This window comes from Mycobacterium sp. 2YAF39 (assembly GCF_052114565.1).
In the GTDB taxonomy this organism is placed as follows: Bacteria; Actinomycetota; Actinomycetes; order Mycobacteriales; family Mycobacteriaceae; genus Mycobacterium.
In genome coordinates, this window is sequence record NZ_JBFREZ010000002.1 from 357,565 (window position 1) to 378,891 (window position 21,327).

The window sequence follows — 21,327 nt, forward strand, 5'->3', positions numbered from 1 at the left end:
ATACTACCCGGTTGCGACCACGCCGTCGGAATTCCACGGCGCCAGTGGCGATTCCGACGGTACGCGGAATGCGTCGGGCACATCGTCGGTGACGCTCCAGGTCGCCGCCAGTCTCCCCATCCCCACCGCGTATGCACAGTGCACACCGAGTTCGACGATTTCGTCCTCCGTCAAATGGTTGCGCAAGTCGTCGTATACCGCGTCGTCGATCGACAGATGGTCGGTGGCGAACAGGTCGGCGTAACGCAGTGCACTCTGTTCTGCAGGAGACAGGTTCTGGGCGTCGGCGGGCCGCTCGAGCGAGCACACCGCGTCCTCGGTCAGCCCGTCGTCGATGGCACTTTGATAGCGCACCGACATACAACTTCGGCACTGGTTGTGGAACGCGATCCGCAGGCGGACCAGTTCGACGAGCCGCGGAGGCAGCGTCCCGCTCGATTGCAGCGCCGCTTTCAACGCTCCCAGAGCGCCCGCGACCTCCGGCCGATGGCCGAGTATCGACGCCACGCCGAGGTTGATCCGGTCGCCCTGGCCGAGGCCTTCGGTCGGGACCGCGGAGAAAGCCGTAGAAGGGGCAATTCGAGACATCTTCACCTCACGTCGCCGTAGGTTAGCGCTACCGAAACACCGTAACGCGCAACCCGTGAAAGCTAAACTGTTGGCCATACGGTAAGCAACTACAGAGGAGCGCCGCCTTGAACAAGGACGACATGATCCTGATCAGCGTCGACGACCACATCGTCGAGCCGCCCGACATGTTCAAGAACCACCTCTCGAAGAAGTACCTGGATGAGGCGCCGCGTCTGGTGCACAACCCCGACGGCAGTGACACCTGGCAGTTCCGCGACATCGTCATTCCCAACGTCGCGCTGAACGCGGTGGCCGGGCGGCCCAAGGAGGAGTACGGCCTGGAGCCCCAGGGTCTCGATGAGATCCGGCCGGGTTGTTATGACGTCGACGAGCGGGTCAAGGACATGAACGCCGGCGGCATCTTGGGCTCCATTTGCTTTCCGACCTTCTGCGGCTTCGCCGGGCGATTGTTCGCGACCGAGGACCAGGAGTTCAGCCTGGCTCTGGTGCAGGCGTACAACGACTGGCATGTCGAGGAGTGGTGCGGCGCCTACCCGGCCCGTTTCATCCCGATGACATTGCCGGTCATCTGGGACGCCGAAGCATGCGCCAAGGAGATCCGCCGCAACGCCGAACGCGGCGTGCACGCATTGACATTCAGCGAGAACCCCGCCGCGATGGGCTACCCGTCCTTTCACGACGACTACTGGACGCCGATGTGGGAGGCGCTCGTCGACACCGACACGGTGATGAACGTGCACATCGGCTCCTCGGGAAAGCTCGCCATCACCGCCGCCGACGCCCCGATGGACGTGATGATCACGCTGCAGCCGATGAACATCGTGCAAGCCGCTGCAGATCTGTTGTGGTCCAAGCCCGTCAAAAAATATCCCGATCTGAAGATCGCGTTGTCCGAGGGCGGCACCGGCTGGATTCCGTACTTCCTCGACCGCGCCGATCGCACCTATGAGATGCACTCGACGTGGACCGGACAGGACTTCGGCAAGCAGAAGCCCTCCGAGGTGTTCCGCGATCACTTCCTGACGTGCTTCATCTCCGACCCGGTCGGTGTGGCGCTGCGTAATGAGATCGGCATCGACAACATCTGCTGGGAAGCCGACTACCCGCACAGCGATTCGATGTGGCCCAGTGCGCCAGAGCAACTCGACGAGGTCCTGAAAGCGCACAACGCCACCGACGACGAGATCGACAAGATGACCTACGAGAACGCCATGCGCTGGTATCACTTCGAACCGTTCACCCACATCAGCAAGGAACAGGCGTCGGTCGGCGCCCTGCGCAAGGCCGCCGAAGGCCACGACGTGTCCATCCAGGCACTGAGCAAGCACGAACACGGCGGGGAGGGTCTTGGGGCGAATTCGTTGCAAGCCCAACTGGACCGAGCCACCGCGCAGCAGAAGTGATCGCCGTCACAGCCGAAACCCGTTGACCTCCTTTTACTTTGCCGCGGCGCATCTGTACAGCGTCTTGCTAGTGACGACATAGCTCACTCTTAGGGAGCCTTCCTAACCTCGCGTTCGGGTCGGGGCGTCTACCGACGAGGAGGGCTCGGCAATGCAACTCAAACAACTGGTCGCGTGTGCGGCGGTCGCCTGCGCGCTGGGAACCGCAGGCATCGGCGCCACCTCGGCAGTGGCCAGCGCCGCACCTCCGTGCAATCCGGGGGCCGGCGGCCAATGCGGCCCTGGTGGCGGACCCGGTGGCCAAGGACCAGGCGGGGACCGGGGCGGCCCGCCACAGGGTGGGGAGCGGGGCACTGGCGGCCAACCCGGTGGCAACCGTGGACCCGGTGGTCCCCCTGGAGACAACCGGGGACCCGGTGGCGGTGGGCCCGGCGGACCGCCCGGAAACTTCGGCGGACCTGGCGGCGGAGGCCAAAACTTCCGCACGCCCGACAACCATGACTGGCGACCGCCGTGGAATCCCAACGACAACGATTGGCGCGGCCGTTTCAACGGCGCACCGTGGGGCGCCGGACTGCCGCCGTGGGGCTGGGGCGCACCGCCGCCGCCGGTCTGGGACGGACCTCTCCCCGAGCCGTGGGGACCGCCACCGGCGCCCATCAATTACTACGGCTTCAACGAGCAGCCGGTATGGGATCAGGGCTACAACCAGTGGGGCTTCTATTTCTTCGGGATCTGGATTCCGCTCCCGATCTGACACGAGCCGCCCGAGATGGCCGTCCCGGACTACGGGGCGGCCATCTTCGATTCACTTGAGTGAGTAGCGAATCGGCAGGTGCTTGAGTCCGCCGACGAAGATGGTCGCGACGTGCGCGGGGTCCCCCGCCAATTCGATGGAGTTCAGTCTCGGCACGAGTTCGGAGAAGAAACTGTTGACCTCCATGCGAGCCAGCGCCGCCCCCAGACAGAAGTGCACACCGTAGCCGAAGGCGTTGTGCTTGTTCGGCTCTCGGCCGACGTCGAACCGGAAGGGATCGTCGAAGACTTCTTCGTCGCGGTTACTCGACACATAAGACAGCAGCACCGATTCGCCTGCCGCGATCGGAACACCACGCACTTCGGTGTCCTCGCGTGCCGTGCGCATGAACTCTTTGACCGGCGTCACCCACCGGACCATCTCCTCGGTCGCCAGTGACATCAGATCCATGTTGGCGCGTAATCGCTCTCGCTGATCCGGGTTCTCGATCAGAGCGTGCAGGCCGCCCGCAATCGTCGCGCTGGTCGTGTCGTGGCCCGCCGTGGCGATGATGAGGTAGTACGAGACCGTGTCGATGTCGGAGAGCGGCTCACCGTCGATCGTGGCGTTGGCGATCGCGGACGCCAGGTCCTCGGTCGGGTTCTCCCGCCGGGACGCGGTCAGTTCGTTGAAGTACTGGAACATCTCGAGGAGCACGAGCATCTGCTCGTCTTTGGTGGTGCCGCGCTGAAACTCGGCGTCTTCGCTGCCGAACAGTTCCTGGGTGTACTTCAGCATGCGAGGAAAGTCCGATTCGGGAATTCCGAGCATCGACATGATCACGTACAGCGGGTAATTCACCGCGACCTCTTGAACGAAGTCGCACTCCGGGCCTGCCTCCAACATGTGGTCGACGAACCGCTTCGCCAGGTCGTCGATTCGGACCTTGAGCGCCCGCATCGCTTTCGGGCGGAACCAATCGGCCCCGATCGCCCGCACCGCACGATGCTGCGGATCGTCCATGTGGATGAGCGTGCTGACGCCGATGGCGGCCTGCTGCTCGTCGCCCTCGATGGTGGCCAGTACCGGACGCGGTGAATTCGTGAAAACCGTGTTGGCCCGCTCGATATCCATGATGTCGGAGTGTTTGGTGATCGCCCAGAACGGCTTGTAGTCGGGCACGTCCACCCATGACACCGGGGCATTGGCACGCAGATGTGTCAGTGCGGCATGAAAGTTCGCTTCATCGGCATAGGCCTGTGGGTCGGCGAACACCCGCGCCGCTTCATCCATGATCCGGATAGTCACAACGGGTTCCTCACTGCCGCAGCTCGTGCAACACGGCCTTCACTGTCTCTTCGGAAGTCGTACGCGGGAAGCCGACCATGACGCGGTCGATCAGACCGTCGCACCGATCGCGAATCTTGGCTGCCAGCTTGTCGATCGGAGCTACCACCGCGAACGTGGCGAGAATGTCGTCGTCGATCAGCTCCCCCATGGCGTCCCAGTCGCCCTTCAGCGACAGGGCATGCAGCTCGTCGTGCAGCGCACCCCAGCCGTGCAGGTCGAGCACCTTCTTGTACGCGGGCGTCGAACCGTAGAACGCGATCTGCTTGCGGCTGCCGACAGCGGCGGCGTTCAGCTCTGACTCGTCCTCACCCGTGACGACGAACAACGGGCACGACACCTGGAAGTCGCTGCGCTGCCTGCCCGATCGGCTCATCCCCCGCATCAGCGCCGGAGTGGTCACCTCTTCGAAGTAGCGCTTGGTCGTAAAGGCATGGGCGAGGAGTCCGTCGGCGACCTCGCCCGTCATCTCCGTCATCGCTTCACCCACTGCGGCGATGAACACCTTCGGTATGCCGTAGTCATGCGGCTCGGGCGTGAACATCGGCTTCATGAGCTTGTGCGTGTAGAACTCGCCCTCGACTCGCAATTTCGACCCCTCGTGCCAGCAGGCCCAGATCTCGCGCATCGCCAGGACGAACTCGCGCATCCGCGGTACCGGCCGACTCCACGGCATGCTGAAGCGCTTCTCGATGTGCGGCTGGATCTGCGAGCCGAGACCCAGGTTCAGCCGGCCCTTCGAGTAGTCCTGGAGATCCCAGCCGACGTTGGCGACGGTCATCGGATTTCGCGCGAACGCCACGGCGATGCTGGTGCCCAGCTCGATGGTGTCGGTGTGTTCGGCGGCGAGCGTCAACGGCAGGAAAGGATCGTGGTTCACCTCGGCGGTCCAACACCCGTCGTAGCCGCGCCGTTCCAGGGTCACCGCAGCGTCCACCACGGCAGCGAGCTGGCTGAAAACGCCGCCGTCGACCTTGAGGCCGGCGCCGGTACCCATGCCCGCAGACGCTACAGTAAGCAATTCAGTATGGTCAACGTGAACATGCCGGTGCGACGATCGCCTCACCACGACGGGAAGAGCGCATGACGAACGAACAGGGCTGGAAGGAGACGCTCGAAGACCTCGATCTTCGGCGTGAGCGTTCGCGCGCGATGGGTGGCGCAGAACGACTGGCCAAGCATCACGGCAAGGGCAAGCTCGACGCCCGCGCGCGGCTGGACCACCTTCTCGACAAGGGCAGCTTCCGGGAATTCGGCACCCTGGTCGGCGGTGAGATCGCCGCCGACGGCATTGTCGCCGGCTCGGGCCTCATCAACGGAACACCGGTGATGATCGGAGCCGAGGACTTCACCACCCTGGCGGGCAGTATCGGGCCGGGCGGAAACGCCAAGCGATACCGGCTCGCGGAGTTGGCACTGCGCGACCGGATTCCGTTGGTGATGCTTCTCGAGGGCGCCGGCTTCCGGCCCAGCGGCGAGCATTACGGGCGCACCCCCACCGATCTCCTCGCACAGGCACAGTGCTCCGGCAAGGTGCCGATGGTTGGGGGTCTGCTCGGACCGTCGGCGGGGCACGGTGCGCTGGTCGCTCCCGTGTGCGACTGGACCATCATGAGCAATCAGGGCGCGATCTTCACCGCAGGCCCGCCGGTCGTGAAAGAGTCCACCGGCGAAGACATTTCGAAGGAAGATCTGGGCGGACCAAAGGTTGCGCTCGCCAGCGGAGTGATCCACAACATCGCCGACGACGATGAGGCCGTCCTCGACGACATTCGCCGGTATCTGTCCTACTTTCCTCCGAGCGCATGGTCGTATCCGGCGTCGTTGCCGCCCGACGAGGCGAGCGAACCGCGTTCGACACCCGAACTGCTCGACATCGTGCCGCGCGGCAATCGACGCGTGTACGACATGCGTGCCGTGCTCGACGTCGTGTTCGACGACCGCGGCTGGTTCGAGGTGCAGCCGAAGTTCGGCCAGGCGATGATCTGCGCGCTCGCCCATCTCGGTGGACACCCGGTCGCCGTGGTGGCCAACCAGCCCAAGGTGATCGCCGGCTCGATCGACGCCGACGCCGCCGACAAAGCAGCGCATTTCATCAATGTCGCCGATTCATTCCACCTGCCGATCGTGTTCCTCGCCGACAATCCCGGCATGCTGCCGGGCAGCCGATCGGAGAAAACCGGTGTGCTGCGCAGCGGCGCACGCATGTTCGCCGCCCAGACCGCGGCGACCACGCTGAAGCTGCATGTGACCCTGCGCAAGGCCTACGGTTTCGGGTCGATGGTGATGTCGCTGCTGGGCTTCGACAACCAGGGCGCCACGTTCGCCTATCCGGGCGCCACGATGGGCGCGATGAGCGCCGCAGCCCTCAGCAAGGCCTCCCACGCCGCCGAGGACGTGGAGGCCAAGCTGCGCAAGGCGGAGGTCGAGGCGTCGTTCCGGTCGGCGGGCCACCTCGGCTTCGACGAACTGATCCATCCGGAGGAGACCCGCAACGCATTGTTGTCGGCGCTGCAGCGCGGGATCTACAGCAGGCAGGCGGCGGCAGAACCGGTGAGCCGCACGGTCATCACACCCTGACTCTCTTGCGATTTCGGCGTGGCTGGTCACGCTCAGCGTGACTCAGCACGCCGAAATCACTCAGAGGCGCGGTATTGGGCGACGATCGGCTCGAGTTCGTCCGGCGTGGCGCCGTGCATGATCACCGCATCGGCACCGTAGTCGAATTCCTTGCGGATGCGATCCACACACTGCTGCGCCGACCCCGTGGCCGAAGGTTCCAGCCACTCGTCGGGAATGAGCGTGGCGATGTGCTCGATCTGCTCGGCGGTGGCCTTGTGGTCGATGCCGCCCGCGACGGACTGCACCACCGCGTCATCCCGGAAACGTTGCAGCACCGAGAGATCCCAGCCGTTCGTGTTGACCAAGAGCTCGCCGTAACCCTGCAGATACGTCGCCAGCCGGGCCACCGTCTTCTTCAGCCGGAGGTCCTCGGGCAGATGATCGCCGACGGTCGCGAAACAGGACCACACCTTCACGTCATCGGGGTTGCGGCCGGCCTTCTCCGCGGCTTGCTTGACGATCTTCACCGCGCGCTGCAGCGTCTCGGGCGTGAAGTAGGTGTGCAGGATGACGTCGTCGAACTCCCGCCCGCCCAACGCCAGCGTCTGTGGACCGAACGCCACGATCGCGAGCCGGATGTCCTCGTTGAAGTCCGGATCGAGGAACAGCAACTGATACTTGCCGATCGGCCCGTCGTGGTTGAAGACGAGCTCTCCGTGCCAGAGCCTTCGCATCACCTGCGCGAAGTCCTCCATCTGCGCGGTCGTCACAGCGGGCACCCCGAACGCCGCGTACATCGCCCCCACACCGCGGCCGATTCCCAGCGTGAAGCGGCCCTTCGAGAGCCGATGCATGGTGGTCGCGTAGGACCCGGTGATCAGCGGATGGCGGGTGTTGTGATTCGTTGCGGCGGTGGCGATCTGCATCCGGCTGGTGACCGCCAGCGCGGCACCGGTCAGCGACGACGCTTCTTTGACGTTCCAGCGTTCGGAGATGAATCCGGTGCCGAATCCCAGTTCCTCCCCGCGACGCGCCTCGTCCATCAGTCCGGCCGGCCCCTCCCCGCCTGCTCCGGCCAGCAGGTAATAGCCGAGCTCGGTCAAAACGCGATCACTCATTCCCAGATCCCTTGTTTGTAGCCGCAATTCCACACTTCGACGATCCGGCCGTCGACCACCCGGAAGATCTCCATGCTTCCGACGTCGGTCTTCGTGCCGTCCTTCAGTTCCATCGGCGACTGGTACACGATCGCCACGTGTTCGCCGTCGTCGCCCGCCACCACCAGGTTCAGATCGAAGCGGATCGTCTCGAACATGTCCCAGTGATCGATGATGCGCGCCACGGCCTGCTCGTGGGACAACGTCGTCGACTCGCCCACATCGTGGCGAATCACACTGTCCCCCATCAACTCCTCGGCGAGGGCGAAGTTGCGTTCGTTCCACACCACGAGGTTGTACAGCTCCACTACTTCCCGTGCGCTACGGGTCACTCGAACACCTCCAGTGCATCGATCTGGTCGATGGCGGCCAGAGCACGGTCGGTCAGCGTAAGACAGAGTTGCCGCGACCGTTCCGGCACGACCTCCCAGGTCAGCAGGGCGACGACGGGCATCAGCGTCAGGTACACCGCGCCGATCCGGTAGTCGCGCCATGCGGCGTCAAATCCGTAATCGACTCCGCGATCGGCCATGTGGCCCAGATACTCACGCAGCAGGGTCTCGTCTCGGCCGGCGCGCGTCTCGATGGGTAACCCCTGCGTCAGCAGGTACGCCACGTCTGCGACACCGGCCCCGCGGGCCGCGAACTGGAAGTCCACCACCTTGAGTGCGTGGCCGTCGAAGAACAGGTTGTCGGCTCGAATGTCCCCGTGTATCAACATGTCGCGTTCTGTCAACGTGGAAAGCGCTGCCGGAGCGCGATCCGCGAAATGCTCGAAGAACTCGGCGAGCGCCGGCGGAACCGCGCTACCGGTCTTCTCGAGGTACAACTGCCATCCGTATCCGAAGGCCGGCACCATAGCCTCGCGGATCATCGGATTGTCCATGCTCGGAAACTGCTGCAGCACATTCCTGTTAGCCGCTTGACAGGACCACGCGTGCAGTCCCGCCAAGGACTCGAGACACGTCCGCGCCCGGTCCACAGACAGCCCGGCCAGATGATCGGCGTTGTCCCAACCGCCGAGATCCTCGAGCAGCAACACGAAGTCGACACCATTGTCGGCGATGCGGGCGACGTGCACGTCTGGGGTCTTCATCGGCGCCCGACCGGCGATGTCTCGATAGAAGGCGACTTCTCTCCGATATCCGCCCATCATGTCCATCGCCCCACGGGCCTCGGACACCGCCGGAAGCTTCGCGATCAACGTCGACGGGACACCATCGCCGGTCAGGTGCAGCCGGAACAAGAGCGAGGAGAAGCCGCTGTCCATGGCGATCTGCTCGACGCGGACGTCGGTCACGTCGGCGCCGAGCGCGGCGGTCAGCCACTGCGGGGTGATGCCTGCGATGCCCGACGGCACATCGGTCGTCGCTGACGTCACGGTTGCGCCCCTTTCCGCACCCGCTCGCTGACTCCGCGCAGGAACCGCTCCGACGCTCGCTGGACACCTCCGGCGAAAAGATGTCCGACGTGGCTTCCCGGGTGCCAGTACAACTCGCCGCCCCACCGGTCGTGCAGCAGCTGGGCGGGTTCGCGCATCGCCATGCGGTCATGCCAGGCGCCGACGATCAGACGGCTCGGTGCGGGCGGAGTCGGCTCGACGTCCAGATGATCGACGACGGACGCCACCGACGCCACGTTGTCGGACTGCAAGAGCTCGATGGTGTCGTCCACCGACGGCCCCCATCGGCCGAGATGTTGAGCAATCATCCCGTTGAGCCCGGAGATCGGCGTGTAAACCGCTACGCCGTCGACCTTCTCGAGATGCGCTACCAGCGCGGCGACCGGGCTTCCCATGGACACTCCCGACACCGCGATCGCACTGGCCTGTGGCCGCAACCATCGGACCACCGCGCGAACCTCGGACACCACCCGCATCATGCCCGCGACGTTGCTCAGCGGATCCATGTCGGGATAGGCCGGCCATGCGTCGCGGCGGGCACCGTGGCCGGGTTGTACCGGTAGTGCGATGTTGAAGCCCAGTTCGTCCTGAATCCGACGGGCCCGCGAAAACAACAGGTCGATCGGTTGGCCTTGGCCCGCACCATGCACCCAGACCAGCCAGGGACGCTGGTCGTCACCCGTGCGGCAAAGATGCACGACGGCCGTGGCGGAACCGCCCAAGCCCTCGGCCGCCAGCGACGACGGTAGCTGCGGATGGTGATCGAATCTCAACTGCTCGTAGGACAGCCGCCCGATCCGGCGTCGTCGAACGGACTTGATCTGCAACGGTTCTGGCTCTGCGTTCGCCTCTGCCACGCTGAGCCCGGCCAATTCGTTCGCCGCCACAGCGCAGGCGTCGACGGTCCGTTCGAGTTTCGGCGGCGGAGCGGTCAACGTCATGCCGGAAAGGGCGAGTTCGTCGAGCACCACCTCGCCGAGTTGGCGGGCTCCCCGTTGCGACACCGGCTTCCAGTCGCCGGACTTCGCAACAGCGGCATGCGCCCTCGGCAGGACGCCGGCGAAATCGCGGCCGATGAGTCGGGCGCGTTCGGATGCCTTCACGCGAGCTTGAAGCCCGCGTAGCCGGCGTCCGCGATCTCGTCGCACCGCCGCCGGTACTCCGGGATACCCGCCGTGTAGCCCATGTACATCCGTTTCTTGCCGGGAACGTTGCCCCCGTTGTACCAGGAGTTGCACGACGGATCGACCAGAACCGTCGGCTCCACGAGTGCAGTCGTGTGCTCGATCCACTCGCGCTGCGCATCCGGGAGCGCCTCGATCGTTCGGTAGCCGTTGTCGCGCAGGTAGGTGACGCAGTCGCCGATCCACTCGATGTGCTGCTCGAGTGCGGTCACGAAGTTCGTTGCCGCCGAAGGGCTTCCCGGCGCCTGGACGATGAACAGGTTCGGAAACCCCGCCACGGCGATCCCCAGATACGTGTACGGACCCTCGGCGGCCCAGAAGTCGCCAAGCGACATATCGTCGCGGCCACGCACGTCGATCCGGCTCAGCGCACCGGTCATCGCGTCGAAACCGGTCGCGTAGATGATCGCGTCCAGATCATGGCGCCCCTGCTCGGTGCGGATGCCCGTCGCGGTGATCTCGACGATCGGCCCCTTGCGAAGATCGACGAGTGTCACGTTGTCGCGGTTGAACGTCTCGTAGTAGCCCTGATCGATGATCGGACGTTTGCACCCGAACGGATGGGTCGGCGTCAGGGACGCGGCCGTCTCCGGATCCTTCACGATGTGGGCGACCGCCTCGCCGTACAGCTTCGCGGCCATCCGGTTGGCCTCGATGTCGAAGAACACGTCGCCCCAACTGAGCGCGCCGACGACACCGTTCTGCTCGATCGCCCGCAGTTGGTCTTCACGTGATGCGGATTTCAGCGGCGGGCTGGCCATCATCTCGAACATCACCGAGAAGGCGCTCAGCCGCGCCGCTCCGATCATGTGCGCCCGCTGCGCGGCCCGGATCTCTGCGTAGTTGGCCTTCAACTCGTCGAGTTCGCCCTCATCGAATGGCCGCACGACCCACGGCAAGGTATACGCCGGCGAGCGCTGGAACACCGTCAGGTGCTCGGCCTCGCGCGCCACGACCGGGATCAGTTGTACCCCCGTCGAACCCGTGCCGATGACACCGACCCGCTTCCCGGCGAAGTCGACGGGCTCCTTCGGCCAGTGGCTGGTGAACAGCGACGCGCCGGAGAAGGTGTCCATCCCCGGGAAGTCAGGATCGAGCGGCACGGAGAGAATCCCCGCGGCGGCGACCACGAACGGCGCGACGAGCGAGTCACCTGCCGCCGTCGTCACCGTCCACTCTGCGGTCGTCTCGTCGAAGCCCATCGCCACGACCTCGGTGTTGAACCGGATATCGCGGCGCAGATCGAGTTTGTCCGCGACGAAGTTGAGATAGGCCTCGATCTCCGGCTGCGCAGGCATGGTCTCCGTCCACACCCACTCCTGCTGGATCTCGTCGGAGAAGCTGTACGAGTATTCGATGCTCTCGATGTCGCAACGTGCGCCGGGGTAACGGTTGAACAGCCATGTTCCACCGACGTTCTCGGCCGCCTCGAGTACGAATGTCCGCACGCCGAGTTGCCGCAAGTGGTGCAGCGCGTACAGGCCGGAGAATCCTGCTCCGATGACGATCGCATCGAAGCGGGCATGACTGGGGTTGGTCACGGGGCGTCACCTCACGTTCGCGGCTGCTGGAGGTACTGTAACGATTACAGTATCTCAGCCAAGCCGTGGGGTGAATTCACGAAGCGCGCGGCCGAGGATCAGCGGCCGGCAGCTGCTCCCGCTCCCGCCAGGCGTTCCTCGCGACGTCGGTCGAAGTACGCGGCCTTGTCCTCCACCAGGTCGAGGAAGGCGGCCAGTTCGTCTCGCGCTCGCGCACCATCGCCGTCGAGATCGTCGCGTTCGAACACTCTCCAGAACCGCAGCACGGGACGCACGACGTCGTCCAAATGTGAACGGAGGTCGTAGATGCCGGCCTTGGCGATCGTCAGCGCGTTATCGGCGAACCCGGGCATGGTGCTTCCCGGCATCTGGAAGTTGATGACCTCGTGCGCAACCGCGACCATGGTCGCGTTCGGCGCCATGTCGAACGCCGCGTCGACCAGGTTCCGGTAGAAGACCATGTGCAGGTTCTCGTCGGTGGCCACTCGGGTCAGGAGTTGTTCGGCGATGGGACAGCCCGACGCCTTGCCCGTGTTGCGGTGGCTGATCCGCGTCGCCAGTTCCTGAAACGACACATAGGCCAGCGCCTCGAGCATCGACTTGTCACCCGAGTCGTAGCCGGCCTTCATGTGCACCATGCGGCCGGCCTCGAGTGCCACGGGATCGACTCCGCGAGTGACGATGAGGTAGTCGCGCAACGCAATGCTGTGCCGCGCTTCTTCGGCCGTCCATTGACCGACCCATTGTCCCCACGGACCGTCGGGCCCGAAGCGCACCGCGATCTCGCGGTGATAGGACGGCAGGTTGTCCTCGGTCAGCAGGTTGACGACCATGGCCGCCTTTGCGACATCGTCGAGGGGCGAGTCCTCGGGGACCCAGTCCTGTCCGCCGAGCAGTGCGAAGTCACGCCCGCGGCTCCAGGGAACGTAATCGTGCGGATTCCAGGGCTTCGCCATGTCGAGGTGGCGGTTGAGATTGGCCTCCACCACCGGCTCCAGCTCGGCGAGCAATGCACTTTGGGATGTCGTCATCTGAGACTCTCCAATACCTACGGCTACGTAACCTACGCTACCGTAGGTCGGCCGGAAATCAAGTGCCGGGCGGGGATTTCGAGCGGACCGGCAGACCACTGCCGCCATGGCGAATTCCCGCTGTCGAAACCTCTACCGTAAGATCTTCCGTTGACGACGTTGGGTCATAGGAGGCGACGTGAAAGTCCCGTTCACCTGGAAAGTCACCGGCTGGTTCATGGCGGGCTGGTCGGCCGAATTCCCGCAGGGCGAGGCCCGTCCCCTTCGGTACTTCGGTGAAGACCTCGTCGCGTATCGCGACGAATCGGGCGAACTTCACGTGCTGTCCGCGCACTGCAGGCATCTCGGCGCACACATCGGACACGGCGGCAAGGTCGTCGGCGACTGCGTCGAGTGTCCGTTCCACGGATGGCGGTGGGGCCCCGACGGCACCAACCGCTACATCCCCTACCAACCGGATCGGCCCAATCGCGCGCTCACGCTGCGGGTGTTCCCGGTCAACGAACAGCACGGCTGCGTGTTTCTATGGCACCAACCCCAGGGCAAAGAGCCGCAGTGGGACATGCCGGACATCTTCACGTCGTTCCCGCAGTTCGAGACCGACCCGTCGGCGTATTACCGCCCCTACCCGGAGTTTTCACGACGGACCGAGAACGAGCCTGTGCACCCACAGATCGTGGCCGAGAACGGCCCGGACAGCTCGCACTTCCACTACGTGCACGGCGCGACGGTGACACCGGTGAACCTGGAGTGGCGGATCGTCGACGAGCAATGGCAGTTCCTCACCGGCTGGCCGGACGCGCGCGGCGACGACCCGAACAAGATGGCGCTGCACATCCACAGCCACATGTTCGGCCTCGGCGGCGCGATCAGCGTGTTCGAGGGGTCGTCGAATCACCGGCTGATCTTCGCCGTCACGCCTGTCGAGGACGGACTCTCAACGATGTTCTACTCGATATGGTGGCCGAAGGTGGACGGCGAGACATCCGACGTACCACCCGACAAGGTCCGCGAACGAGTCGAGAAGCAATTCCTGGGCACGGTGTGGGAAGACCTGGACATCTGGCGCTATCAGGAATACGTCGAGAATCCGCCGCTGGCCAAAATCGACGCGAAACCCTATATGGCGCTGAGGAAGTGGGCCCAACAGTTTTATGAGGTCCCCGCATCGGTATGAGAATCCCCCTCGCTGAACTCGCCGCTCCCACGCACACTGCGATCGTCACCCAGGAGTGCCAGGGCGCCGTCGTCGGACCGAACGCCGGCCTTGCCGTACTCGCGAAGGAAGCACGCCGGGAAGCCCTCCCGAACATCGAACGGCTGCTTCCGGCCGCCAGGGCAGCAGGCGTGAAGGTCGTGCACTGCCTCGTCCAACGCCGACCCGACGGACTCGGCGGCAACCACAATGCCAAGATCTTCGCGATCGGCGACGGTTCAGGAGGCGAGGTAGGCATCACGCCGGGCACCCCCGGAGCCGAGCTGCTGCCCGAATTCGGGCCGGTGCCAACCGATCTCACGCTGCGCCGATGGCACGGCATCGGTCCCATGGGTGGCACCGACCTCGATGCGGTCCTACGAAACCTCGGCGTGACGACGATCGTCGCCGTCGGCGTCTCGGTGAACCTGGCCATCACCAATCTCTGCATGGACGCCGTGAACAAGGCCTACCGCGTCGTGCTGCCCCGCGACGCCATCGCAGGAATCCCCACCGATTACGCGAACACGATCATCGACAACATGCTGTCGCTGCTCGCGACGATCACGACCACTGACGACCTACTCGAGGTGTGGAAGCAGCAGTGACCGATACCGACAATCAGAGCCCCGCCCAGAGCACAGCCTTCCCCGAGATCAAACCCGTCGACAGCGGACCCGAACTGGGCCGGTTCATGACGGCAATGCGACGCCTGCAGGACATCGTCGTGTCGACCAACCCCGGCGAAGCGCTGTGGGCCGACGCCGCGGCCCAGATCGAAGAACTGAGCGCGCGTCTGGAAGACCATCGCGCTCCGCAGGGTGTCGCTCCCGCCGGGCGCGGGCCGCATCTGCCGGGTCTAGGACACCCCTTGATGCCGCCGTGGACGATGACCGAATTCGGGTCCGACGGCGTCGTCATGGAAGGCCACTTCAGCCGCTTCCACGTCGGCGGCAACAACGCCGTGCACGGCGGCGTCATCCCACTGTTCTTCGACTGGCATTTCGGGATGATCGTGTCGGCCGCGGGCCGTGCCAACAGCCGCACCGCATACCTGCACGTCGACTACCGCAAGATCACGCCGATAGACCAACCACTTGTGTCTCACGGTCGGATAGATTCGATTGATGGGCGGAAAGCCTTCGTCACCGCGACGATGACAGACTCTGACGGCAACGTTCTCAGCGAAGCCAACGGCCTGATGATCCGCCTGCTTCCCCACCAGCCATGAGAGGCACGATGTCCGACTCCGCATCGCAGTTCACCGTCCCGGCCACCGCCGACGCCGTCGCTGCGGTGATCGGCGACCGTGAATTCATCGTTCAGGGCAATCGCCGGTACACCTACGCGCAGGTCGTGGAACGGTCCAACCGGCTCGCGAGATACCTGCACTCTCGTGGATTGGGCGTCAAGACCGAACGTTCAGAGCTTCCCGGGCACGAGGTCGGCCAGGATCTGCTGGGCATCTACGCCTACAACGGCCCTGAGTACGTCGAGTCGATGCTCGGTTCGTGGCGAGCCAGGGTCGCGCCGTTCAACGTCAACTACCGCTACGTGAAGAACGAGCTTCAGTACCTGCTCAACGATTCCGGTGCGACCGCGCTGATCTACCACGCGACCTTCGCGCCGCGGGTCGCCGACGTCAAGCGGGCGCTTCCGCGACTGCGTGTCCTCATCCAGATCGCCGACGACTCCGGCAACGACCTCGTGCACGGCGCCGTCGACTACGAGTCGATCGTCGGATCGGGATCTGCCGAGCCGCCGCCGGTGCAGCCATCCCCCGACGATCTCTATGTCCTCTACACCGGAGGCACAACCGGCATGCCCAAGGGCGTGCTGTGGCGCCAGCACGACATCTTCATGACCTCGTTCGGTGGCCGGAACATGGCCACGGGCGAACTCACCCAGTCCTATGACGAGATCGCCAAGCGCGTCCAAGAGAACCCGGGCACGAAGATCTTCACCCTGCCGCCGCTGATGCACGGCGCCGCGCAGTGGAGCGTGATGACCGCGCTCACCACCGGACAGACGATCGTGTTCGCCACGAACCCGAGTCGATTCGACGCCGACGAGGTCGTGCGACTCGTCGAGCAGGAAAAGGTGCTGGCGGTGCAGGTGGTCGGCGACGCGATGGCACGGCCGCTGGCCGACGCCCTGGAACGTTCCTCGGCGGATCTGTCCTCGATGGCCGTGGTGGCCAACGGCGGCGCGCTGCTGACTCCGACCGCAAAACAACGCCTGATCGACGTCAAGCCGGGCCTGATCGTCATGGATGGTGTCGGTTCATCGGAGACCGGGATCCAGATGAGTCACATGTCTGCTCCGGGTGCAGTGTCGACCGGCAAGTTCAGCGCGGGACCGGACACCTTCGTGGCGTCCGAGGAGCTCGATTCAATTCTCGAGCCGGGTCACGACGGAATCGGCTGGCTGGCACAGCGTGGGTTTGTGCCGCTGGGCTACAAGGGCGATGAAGCCAAGACGGCCAAGACATTTCCGGTGATCGACGGCGTGCGATTCTCCATACCGGGCGACCGTGCACGCCACCTCGCCGACGGCGGAATCGAACTGCTCGGCCGCGAGTCTCAGACCGTCAACTCGGGCGGGGAGAAGATCTTCGTCGAAGAGGTCGAGACCGCGCTTCTGTCCCATCCTGCGGTGGCCGATGTCGTGGTCTCCGGTCGACCGAGCGAGCGGTGGGGCCAGGAGGTCGTCGCCATCGTGGCGCTCGTGGACGGTGCGAATGCGGACGCCCAGGAGCTGATCGACCACGCATCGAACTCCATCGCGCGGTACAAACTGCCCAAGGCAGTGGTGTTCCGGCCCGTCATCGAACGGAGCCCCGCGGGGAAGGCTGACTACCGCTGGGCACGTGAGCAGGCGATCAGCGGGAGCGCTTGAGCGACGCTTGCGAGCGAATCATCCGCGCCGCAGCCGACGACGTGTGCGGTTGCGCGCCATCCGCAGTGCGAAGCGTGATCCCGCCTGCATCGACCCGCTGTACGGCGGAGCGGCCCGGCCCGTGATGGTGAACGGCAGATCGGTGCCCACCACCGTGCGGTAGTGACTGAAGGCGTCGAACCCGGCCTTGCCATGGTAGGCGCCCGTCCCGCTGCGGCCGACGCCGCCGAACGGCGCGGCCGACGGAATCATCTGCGCGGCAAAGTCATTGCGGGCGACACCGCCACTGCGGGTATTGCGCACGAAATGGCGGAAGTCATCGTCGTCGGGGCCGTACCAGTACGCGACGAGCGGTGCGGGCCGCCGGTTGATGTAGTCGATGGCGTCGGCCACCTCCGAATACGGCCGCACGACAAGCACGGGACCGAAAATCTCCTCGTTGGCGATGCGCATCCGGTCGTCGACATCGCACACGATGGTGGGTGCGACCTTGCGGGATCCGCGGTCGGGCAGCGACTCACCGTGCGGGACGACACTTTCGACGGTGGCGCCGTTGTCACGCGCATCATCGATGAGGCCGACGACCCTGTCGAAGTTCGCCTCGTTCACCGAGGAGCAGTAGTCGTCGTTGTCGACGATCGATCGGAACATGCCACGCAATGTCGCCCGCGCGACGCCGACGAACGCCTCCATCCTGTCCTCCGGCACGAAGACGTAATCCGGGCATACGCAGACCTGCCCGCCGTTGATCATGCGTCCCTGCGTGATTCGCGTCGCCGCGCGGGTGAGATCCGCATCGCGCGACACCACGACCGGGTTCTTGCCGCCCAGCTCCAACGTCACCGGTACGAGATTGTCGGCTGCGGCGCGCTGCACGAGTGCGCCGACGGACGGCGAACCCGTGAAAAACAGGTGATCGAAGGGCAGCGCCGAAAAGGCGCCGGCGACGTCGGCCCCACCGGTGACCACGCTCAGCTCGGCCGGGTCGAAATAGTTCGGTGCGGTCACCGCCATCAGGTCAGCCGTCCGCGGCGTCACCTCCGACATCTTGATCATCACACGGTTGCCTGCGGCGAATGCCGCCGACGCGGGCAGCACCACGAGATTGAGCGGAAAGTTCCACGGTCCGATGATTCCGACGACACCCAGTGGCGACGGCTGCACCTCTGCCCGCAGCCCGAAAAGCCGTCCGGCGCGCATGAGCCGTGTCGCGCGCATCCATTGCGGCACATGTGATCTGGTGTGCTCGATCACCGAGATCATGCCCAGGACCTCGGTGAACAGCGTCCCCGCCCGGGGCCGGGTACCGAAATCCGCTGCCATGGCGTCGACGAATGCGTCGGCATTCTCCAGCACCAGCGCCAGCAGTCGGTCGATGCGATGACGCCGCACGGCAACGCTCACTGGACCGTCGGCCATGAACGCCTGTCGTTGGCGGTCCAAGACGTCGGCCATGCTCGTGTTCATCGCACCACCGTTCGGAGAGGTGATTGTCTGGGCCACCAGAATTGTTTACTGTCGAGCTTACTGTCGGCCATTCGATGTTACGACGGCAGTGCGCTGGGTCGAAAGAATTGGGTGCAGATGAGCAGAATCGTTGTCGTCGGTGCGGGATCGGGTATCGGTGCCGCCGTTGCGAAACACTTTCATCGCCTGGGCGACCACGTGCTTGCGGTCGACATCCGCGAACAGCAGACGTCGGCCTCCGAGTACCGGCAGTGCGATCTTCGCGACGCCGAAAACATCAGCGCGCTCCTCGCCGATATCGGCTCCGGCTGGGACATGCTCGCCCATGTCGCCGGGATCCCCGGCACCGCACCTGCCGCAGACGTCTTGAACGTCAACTATCTCGGCATGCGGCTGATGGCCGAAGGCATGCTGCCGCTGCTGTCTGAGGGCGGATCGATCGTCACGGTCGCTTCGACGGCCGCGCTCGGCTGGGATCAGCGGATCGACATCCTGACCGAACTGCTCGAACTCACCGACAGCGAGGCCGTCGCACGATGGCAAGAAGGCCAGGATCCGGCGTTTCCGGTGTACACGACGTCCAAGCAGGCGGCGATCCTCTACGCCAAGCGACTTGCCGGGCCCGCATGGGCCAAATATGGAGTCCGGATCAACACCGTCAGTCCGGGCCCCGTCGAGACACCGATCCTCTCCGACTTCGAGCAGACGATGGGTAAGGAGATCCTCGACATGTGTCGCGCCACGGTGGGTCGCCACGCCAGCGTCGACGACGTCGTTCCCGTGATCGCGTTCCTCGGCTCCCCGGAAGCCCGCTGGATCACCGGCCAGGACATTCACGTCGATGCGGGCTTCGTCACCTCGATGACGGCTGGACCCCCTGTCCAGCTGTTATAGTCTACTGTAAGATTTACAGTACCGTTCGCAGGACCCACCCGGACCCGGAGATGCTGGAGCAATTGTGGAGAGCACAGTGCACAACGTCACGGTCGAGGAGGCGGCTGACCTCGTTCGTGACCCCTACCCTTTGTTCGCGCGGAGGCGGCAGCAGTTCGGCGTCTTCAAGGGCAGCGTCATGGACTGGTCAAAGACACCCGAGTCCATGCTCCCCGAACACCTCTACGCCGCGGTGTCTTTCGACGCGGTGAACCGGGTGTTCCGGGAAAGCAAGGTGTTCAACTCTCATATCTACGACAGCACCATCGGCCTGTTCATCGGTCCGACAATCCTGGCGATGGAAGGCAAGAAGCACTGGGAGCACCGCAATCTCGTCTCCGCCGCCTTCAAGACGAGATCGCTGGCAAGGTGGGAACCCGAGATCGTCCGGCCGGTCGTCAACGGGCTGATCGACGAGTTCATCGATGTCGGGCACGCCGATCTGGTCAAGCAATTCACGCTCGAGTTTCCCACCCGGGTGATTTCGAAGCTGCTGGGCCTTCCCGAAGAAGACCTCCCGTGGTTCCGCAAGCGCGCCGTGGAGCTGATCAGCTACACCGTGAAGTGGAAGCGCGCGTTCGAGGCGTCTGCGGAGCTGAAAGACTATTTCCTGCAACAGATCGAGCAGCGCAGGAGTAAGCCGACCGAGGACATCATCGGCGATCTGGTGAGCGCCGAGATCGACGGCGAGAAGCTGACCGACGAAGCTATCTACTCCTTCCTGCGACTGCTGCTGCCTGCCGGGTTGGAGACCACCTACCGCTCATCGGGGAACCTGCTGTTCCTTCTGCTCACTCACCCCGGACAGTTCCACGCGGTACAGACGGACCGCGACCTCATCGGACCCGCGATCGAAGAAGGACTGCGGTATGAGACGCCGCTGACGACGGTGCAGCGCTACGCCACCGAGGAGACCGAACTCGAGGGTGTCACCCTTCCGCGGGGCGCGGTCATCGACGTGTGCATCGGATCGGCCAACCGCGACGCGCAGCGCTGGGAACGCTCAGAAGAGTTCGACATCCACCGCAAACGCGTGCCGCACATATCTTTTGCCGCAGGCGAGCACACCTGCATGGGGCTGCACCTGGCGCGAATGGAAACACGTGTGGCGCTCGAATGCCTGCTTGACCGTCTGACCGACATCCAGCTTGTCACCGACGACAACCCCTACATTCACGGACAGCCCTTCCGCTCCCCGACGGCCATTCCCGTGACGTTCGCCGCAGCCGGCTGAGCTGTGGGCGCCAACGCGAAGACCGACACGCGTAAGCGGCGGGACCGCGGTTCCATCAGCGCCGACGAGATCCTCGCGGGTGCCTTCGACGTCGCCACGCAGGTGTCGATCGACAACCTCAGCATGCCGGTGCTGGCCAAGCATCTCGACGTCGGAGTCACGAGCATCTACTGGTACTTCCGTCGCAAGGACGACCTTCTCGATGCGATGACCGATCGCGCGCTGGAGCAGTTCGAGTTCACCGTGCCCACCATCGACGCATCCAATTGGCGTGACTCCCTTCGCGATCACGCGCAGACGATGCGCGGCCACTTCCGGGACAATCCCATCCTGTGCGATCTCGTCCTCATACGCGGTCAGTTCGGCGGCGGCGCGGTGCGCGGAGCGCTGCAGAAGATCGAGCAGCCGATCTCGGCGCTGATCGAGGCGGGCCTCGACCGCCCGCAGGCCGCCGCCACGTACGGGGCGATCTCGGTGCATACCCGGGGGTCGGCGGTGCTGGAGCGCATCCAGCAGAAGACCGAGGGCTTTCCCGCCCAGCGCTCAAACGGTAAGCGCTACGTCGGGTTCGCCGACGACATCGACTTCGACTACATCCTCGAGAGCATCCTCGACCACGCACAGACGCTCATCGACGCGTCCTAAC

The 21,327-nt window shown here is 64.7% G+C and carries 20 protein-coding genes; 10 read left to right on the top strand and 10 right to left on the bottom strand.

Annotated features, from left to right (window positions below):
- Positions 1 to 3 precede the first annotated feature (3 nt).
- Positions 4 to 588: a carboxymuconolactone decarboxylase family protein gene (locus AB4Z42_RS07175; protein WP_442008435.1), complete on the bottom strand. Its 585-nt coding sequence runs from the start codon at positions 586 to 588 to the stop codon at positions 4 to 6.
- A 107-nt stretch (positions 589 to 695) separates the two neighbouring features.
- Between AB4Z42_RS07175 and AB4Z42_RS07180 the strand changes: the two genes are divergently transcribed.
- Entirely contained in the window at positions 696 to 1,994 is a 1,299-nt protein-coding gene (locus tag AB4Z42_RS07180) for an amidohydrolase family protein (RefSeq protein WP_442008436.1), read from the top strand.
- Positions 1,995 to 2,145: 151 nt separating this feature from the next.
- Positions 2,146 to 2,751 carry a chitin-binding protein gene (locus AB4Z42_RS07185; RefSeq protein WP_442008437.1) on the top strand — a complete coding sequence of 202 codons (606 nt, stop codon included), beginning with the start codon at positions 2,146 to 2,148 and terminating at the stop codon, positions 2,749 to 2,751.
- Positions 2,752 to 2,802: 51 nt separating this feature from the next.
- Here the strand turns inward: AB4Z42_RS07185 and AB4Z42_RS07190 are convergent, their stop codons facing one another.
- Together AB4Z42_RS07190 and AB4Z42_RS07195 are read right to left on the bottom strand one after the other, a co-directional pair.
- Positions 2,803 to 4,023 carry a cytochrome P450 gene (locus AB4Z42_RS07190; RefSeq protein ID WP_442008438.1) on the bottom strand — a complete coding sequence of 407 codons (1,221 nt, stop codon included), beginning with the start codon at positions 4,021 to 4,023 and terminating at the stop codon, positions 2,803 to 2,805.
- A gap of 25 nt (positions 4,024 to 4,048) precedes the next feature.
- Positions 4,049 to 5,074 carry an LLM class F420-dependent oxidoreductase gene (locus AB4Z42_RS07195; protein ID WP_442008439.1) on the bottom strand — a complete coding sequence of 342 codons (1,026 nt, stop codon included), beginning with the start codon at positions 5,072 to 5,074 and terminating at the stop codon, positions 4,049 to 4,051.
- An 86-nt stretch (positions 5,075 to 5,160) separates the two neighbouring features.
- Between AB4Z42_RS07195 and AB4Z42_RS07200 the strand changes: the two genes are divergently transcribed.
- Positions 5,161 to 6,657, top strand: coding sequence for an acyl-CoA carboxylase subunit beta (locus AB4Z42_RS07200; protein ID WP_442008440.1), 1,497 nt, complete (start codon positions 5,161 to 5,163; stop codon positions 6,655 to 6,657).
- Between the two features lie 56 nt (positions 6,658 to 6,713).
- Here AB4Z42_RS07200 and AB4Z42_RS07205 read toward each other — a convergent pair whose 3' ends face one another.
- The 6 genes from AB4Z42_RS07205 to AB4Z42_RS07230 form a co-directional block, all read right to left on the bottom strand.
- Complete coding sequence (locus tag AB4Z42_RS07205; RefSeq protein WP_442008441.1) at positions 6,714 to 7,757, bottom strand: TIGR03857 family LLM class F420-dependent oxidoreductase; 1,044 nt, start codon at positions 7,755 to 7,757, stop codon at positions 6,714 to 6,716.
- Positions 7,754 to 8,128, bottom strand: coding sequence for a nuclear transport factor 2 family protein (locus AB4Z42_RS07210; protein ID WP_442008442.1), 375 nt, complete (start codon positions 8,126 to 8,128; stop codon positions 7,754 to 7,756). Before AB4Z42_RS07210 ends, AB4Z42_RS07205 begins: the two co-directional genes overlap by 4 nt.
- Positions 8,125 to 9,177: a phosphotransferase gene (locus tag AB4Z42_RS07215; RefSeq protein ID WP_442008443.1), complete on the bottom strand. Its 1,053-nt coding sequence runs from the start codon at positions 9,175 to 9,177 to the stop codon at positions 8,125 to 8,127. Before AB4Z42_RS07215 ends, AB4Z42_RS07210 begins: the two co-directional genes overlap by 4 nt.
- Positions 9,174 to 10,301 carry an alpha/beta hydrolase gene (locus AB4Z42_RS07220; protein ID WP_442008444.1) on the bottom strand — a complete coding sequence of 376 codons (1,128 nt, stop codon included), beginning with the start codon at positions 10,299 to 10,301 and terminating at the stop codon, positions 9,174 to 9,176. Before AB4Z42_RS07220 ends, AB4Z42_RS07215 begins: the two co-directional genes overlap by 4 nt.
- Positions 10,298 to 11,923 carry a flavin-containing monooxygenase gene (locus AB4Z42_RS07225; RefSeq protein ID WP_442008445.1) on the bottom strand — a complete coding sequence of 542 codons (1,626 nt, stop codon included), beginning with the start codon at positions 11,921 to 11,923 and terminating at the stop codon, positions 10,298 to 10,300. The genes AB4Z42_RS07220 and AB4Z42_RS07225 overlap by 4 nt, the downstream gene beginning before the upstream one ends.
- Positions 11,924 to 12,021: 98 nt before the next feature.
- Positions 12,022 to 12,954: an acyl-ACP desaturase gene (locus tag AB4Z42_RS07230; RefSeq protein ID WP_442008446.1), complete on the bottom strand. Its 933-nt coding sequence runs from the start codon at positions 12,952 to 12,954 to the stop codon at positions 12,022 to 12,024.
- A 178-nt stretch (positions 12,955 to 13,132) separates the two neighbouring features.
- Between AB4Z42_RS07230 and AB4Z42_RS07235 the strand changes: the two genes are divergently transcribed.
- The 4 genes from AB4Z42_RS07235 to AB4Z42_RS07250 are packed head-to-tail and all read left to right on the top strand — an operon-like array spanning position 13,133 to position 17,047.
- Positions 13,133 to 14,131, top strand: a complete 999-nt coding sequence (locus tag AB4Z42_RS07235; RefSeq protein WP_442008447.1) for an aromatic ring-hydroxylating oxygenase subunit alpha — start codon at positions 13,133 to 13,135, stop codon at positions 14,129 to 14,131.
- Positions 14,128 to 14,757 carry a cysteine hydrolase gene (locus AB4Z42_RS07240; RefSeq protein ID WP_442008448.1) on the top strand — a complete coding sequence of 210 codons (630 nt, stop codon included), beginning with the start codon at positions 14,128 to 14,130 and terminating at the stop codon, positions 14,755 to 14,757. The genes AB4Z42_RS07235 and AB4Z42_RS07240 overlap by 4 nt, the downstream gene beginning before the upstream one ends.
- On the top strand, positions 14,754 to 15,380 hold the full coding sequence (locus AB4Z42_RS07245) for a PaaI family thioesterase (protein ID WP_442008449.1): 627 nt from the start codon (positions 14,754 to 14,756) through the stop codon (positions 15,378 to 15,380). The genes AB4Z42_RS07240 and AB4Z42_RS07245 overlap by 4 nt, the downstream gene beginning before the upstream one ends.
- A gap of 8 nt (positions 15,381 to 15,388) precedes the next feature.
- The gene (locus tag AB4Z42_RS07250; RefSeq protein WP_442008450.1) at positions 15,389 to 17,047 is read left to right on the top strand and encodes an acyl-CoA synthetase; all 1,659 of its coding nucleotides are present in this window, start codon (positions 15,389 to 15,391) and stop codon (positions 17,045 to 17,047) included.
- An 18-nt stretch (positions 17,048 to 17,065) separates the two neighbouring features.
- Here the strand turns inward: AB4Z42_RS07250 and AB4Z42_RS07255 are convergent, their stop codons facing one another.
- Positions 17,066 to 18,514 carry a coniferyl aldehyde dehydrogenase gene (locus AB4Z42_RS07255; protein ID WP_442008451.1) on the bottom strand — a complete coding sequence of 483 codons (1,449 nt, stop codon included), beginning with the start codon at positions 18,512 to 18,514 and terminating at the stop codon, positions 17,066 to 17,068.
- A gap of 117 nt (positions 18,515 to 18,631) precedes the next feature.
- Here AB4Z42_RS07255 and AB4Z42_RS07260 point away from each other — a divergent pair, with 117 nt between their 5' ends.
- From AB4Z42_RS07260 to AB4Z42_RS07270, 3 genes are all read left to right on the top strand, one after another.
- On the top strand, positions 18,632 to 19,408 hold the full coding sequence (locus tag AB4Z42_RS07260; RefSeq protein ID WP_442008452.1) for a coniferyl-alcohol dehydrogenase: 777 nt from the start codon (positions 18,632 to 18,634) through the stop codon (positions 19,406 to 19,408).
- Between the two features lie 64 nt (positions 19,409 to 19,472).
- Complete coding sequence (locus AB4Z42_RS07265) at positions 19,473 to 20,681, top strand: cytochrome P450 (RefSeq protein ID WP_442008453.1); 1,209 nt, start codon at positions 19,473 to 19,475, stop codon at positions 20,679 to 20,681.
- A gap of 3 nt (positions 20,682 to 20,684) precedes the next feature.
- A complete protein-coding gene (locus AB4Z42_RS07270) occupies positions 20,685 to 21,326 on the top strand; it encodes a TetR/AcrR family transcriptional regulator (protein ID WP_442008454.1) in 642 nt (213 codons plus the stop codon).
- Position 21,327 lies beyond the last annotated feature (1 nt).

What these genes read in the sequence shown, in the direction of transcription:
- AB4Z42_RS07175 (WP_442008435.1), bottom strand. Translation starts at nt 588, where the DNA reads ATGTCTCGAATTGCCCCTTCTACGGCTTTCTCCGCGGTCCCGACCGAA.
- AB4Z42_RS07185 (WP_442008437.1), top strand. Translation starts at nt 2,146, where the DNA reads ATGCAACTCAAACAACTGGTCGCGTGTGCGGCGGTCGCCTGCGCGCTG.
- AB4Z42_RS07190 (WP_442008438.1), bottom strand. Translation starts at nt 4,023, where the DNA reads ATGGATGAAGCGGCGCGGGTGTTCGCCGACCCACAGGCCTATGCCGAT.
- AB4Z42_RS07195 (WP_442008439.1), bottom strand. Translation starts at nt 5,074, where the DNA reads ATGGGTACCGGCGCCGGCCTCAAGGTCGACGGCGGCGTTTTCAGCCAG.
- AB4Z42_RS07200 (WP_442008440.1), top strand. Translation starts at nt 5,161, where the DNA reads ATGACGAACGAACAGGGCTGGAAGGAGACGCTCGAAGACCTCGATCTT.
- AB4Z42_RS07205 (WP_442008441.1), bottom strand. Translation starts at nt 7,757, where the DNA reads ATGAGTGATCGCGTTTTGACCGAGCTCGGCTATTACCTGCTGGCCGGA.
- AB4Z42_RS07230 (WP_442008446.1), bottom strand. Translation starts at nt 12,954, where the DNA reads ATGACGACATCCCAAAGTGCATTGCTCGCCGAGCTGGAGCCGGTGGTG.
- AB4Z42_RS07240 (WP_442008448.1), top strand. Translation starts at nt 14,128, where the DNA reads ATGAGAATCCCCCTCGCTGAACTCGCCGCTCCCACGCACACTGCGATC.
- AB4Z42_RS07250 (WP_442008450.1), top strand. Translation starts at nt 15,389, where the DNA reads ATGTCCGACTCCGCATCGCAGTTCACCGTCCCGGCCACCGCCGACGCC.
- AB4Z42_RS07255 (WP_442008451.1), bottom strand. Translation starts at nt 18,514, where the DNA reads ATGAACACGAGCATGGCCGACGTCTTGGACCGCCAACGACAGGCGTTC.
- AB4Z42_RS07260 (WP_442008452.1), top strand. Translation starts at nt 18,632, where the DNA reads ATGAGCAGAATCGTTGTCGTCGGTGCGGGATCGGGTATCGGTGCCGCC.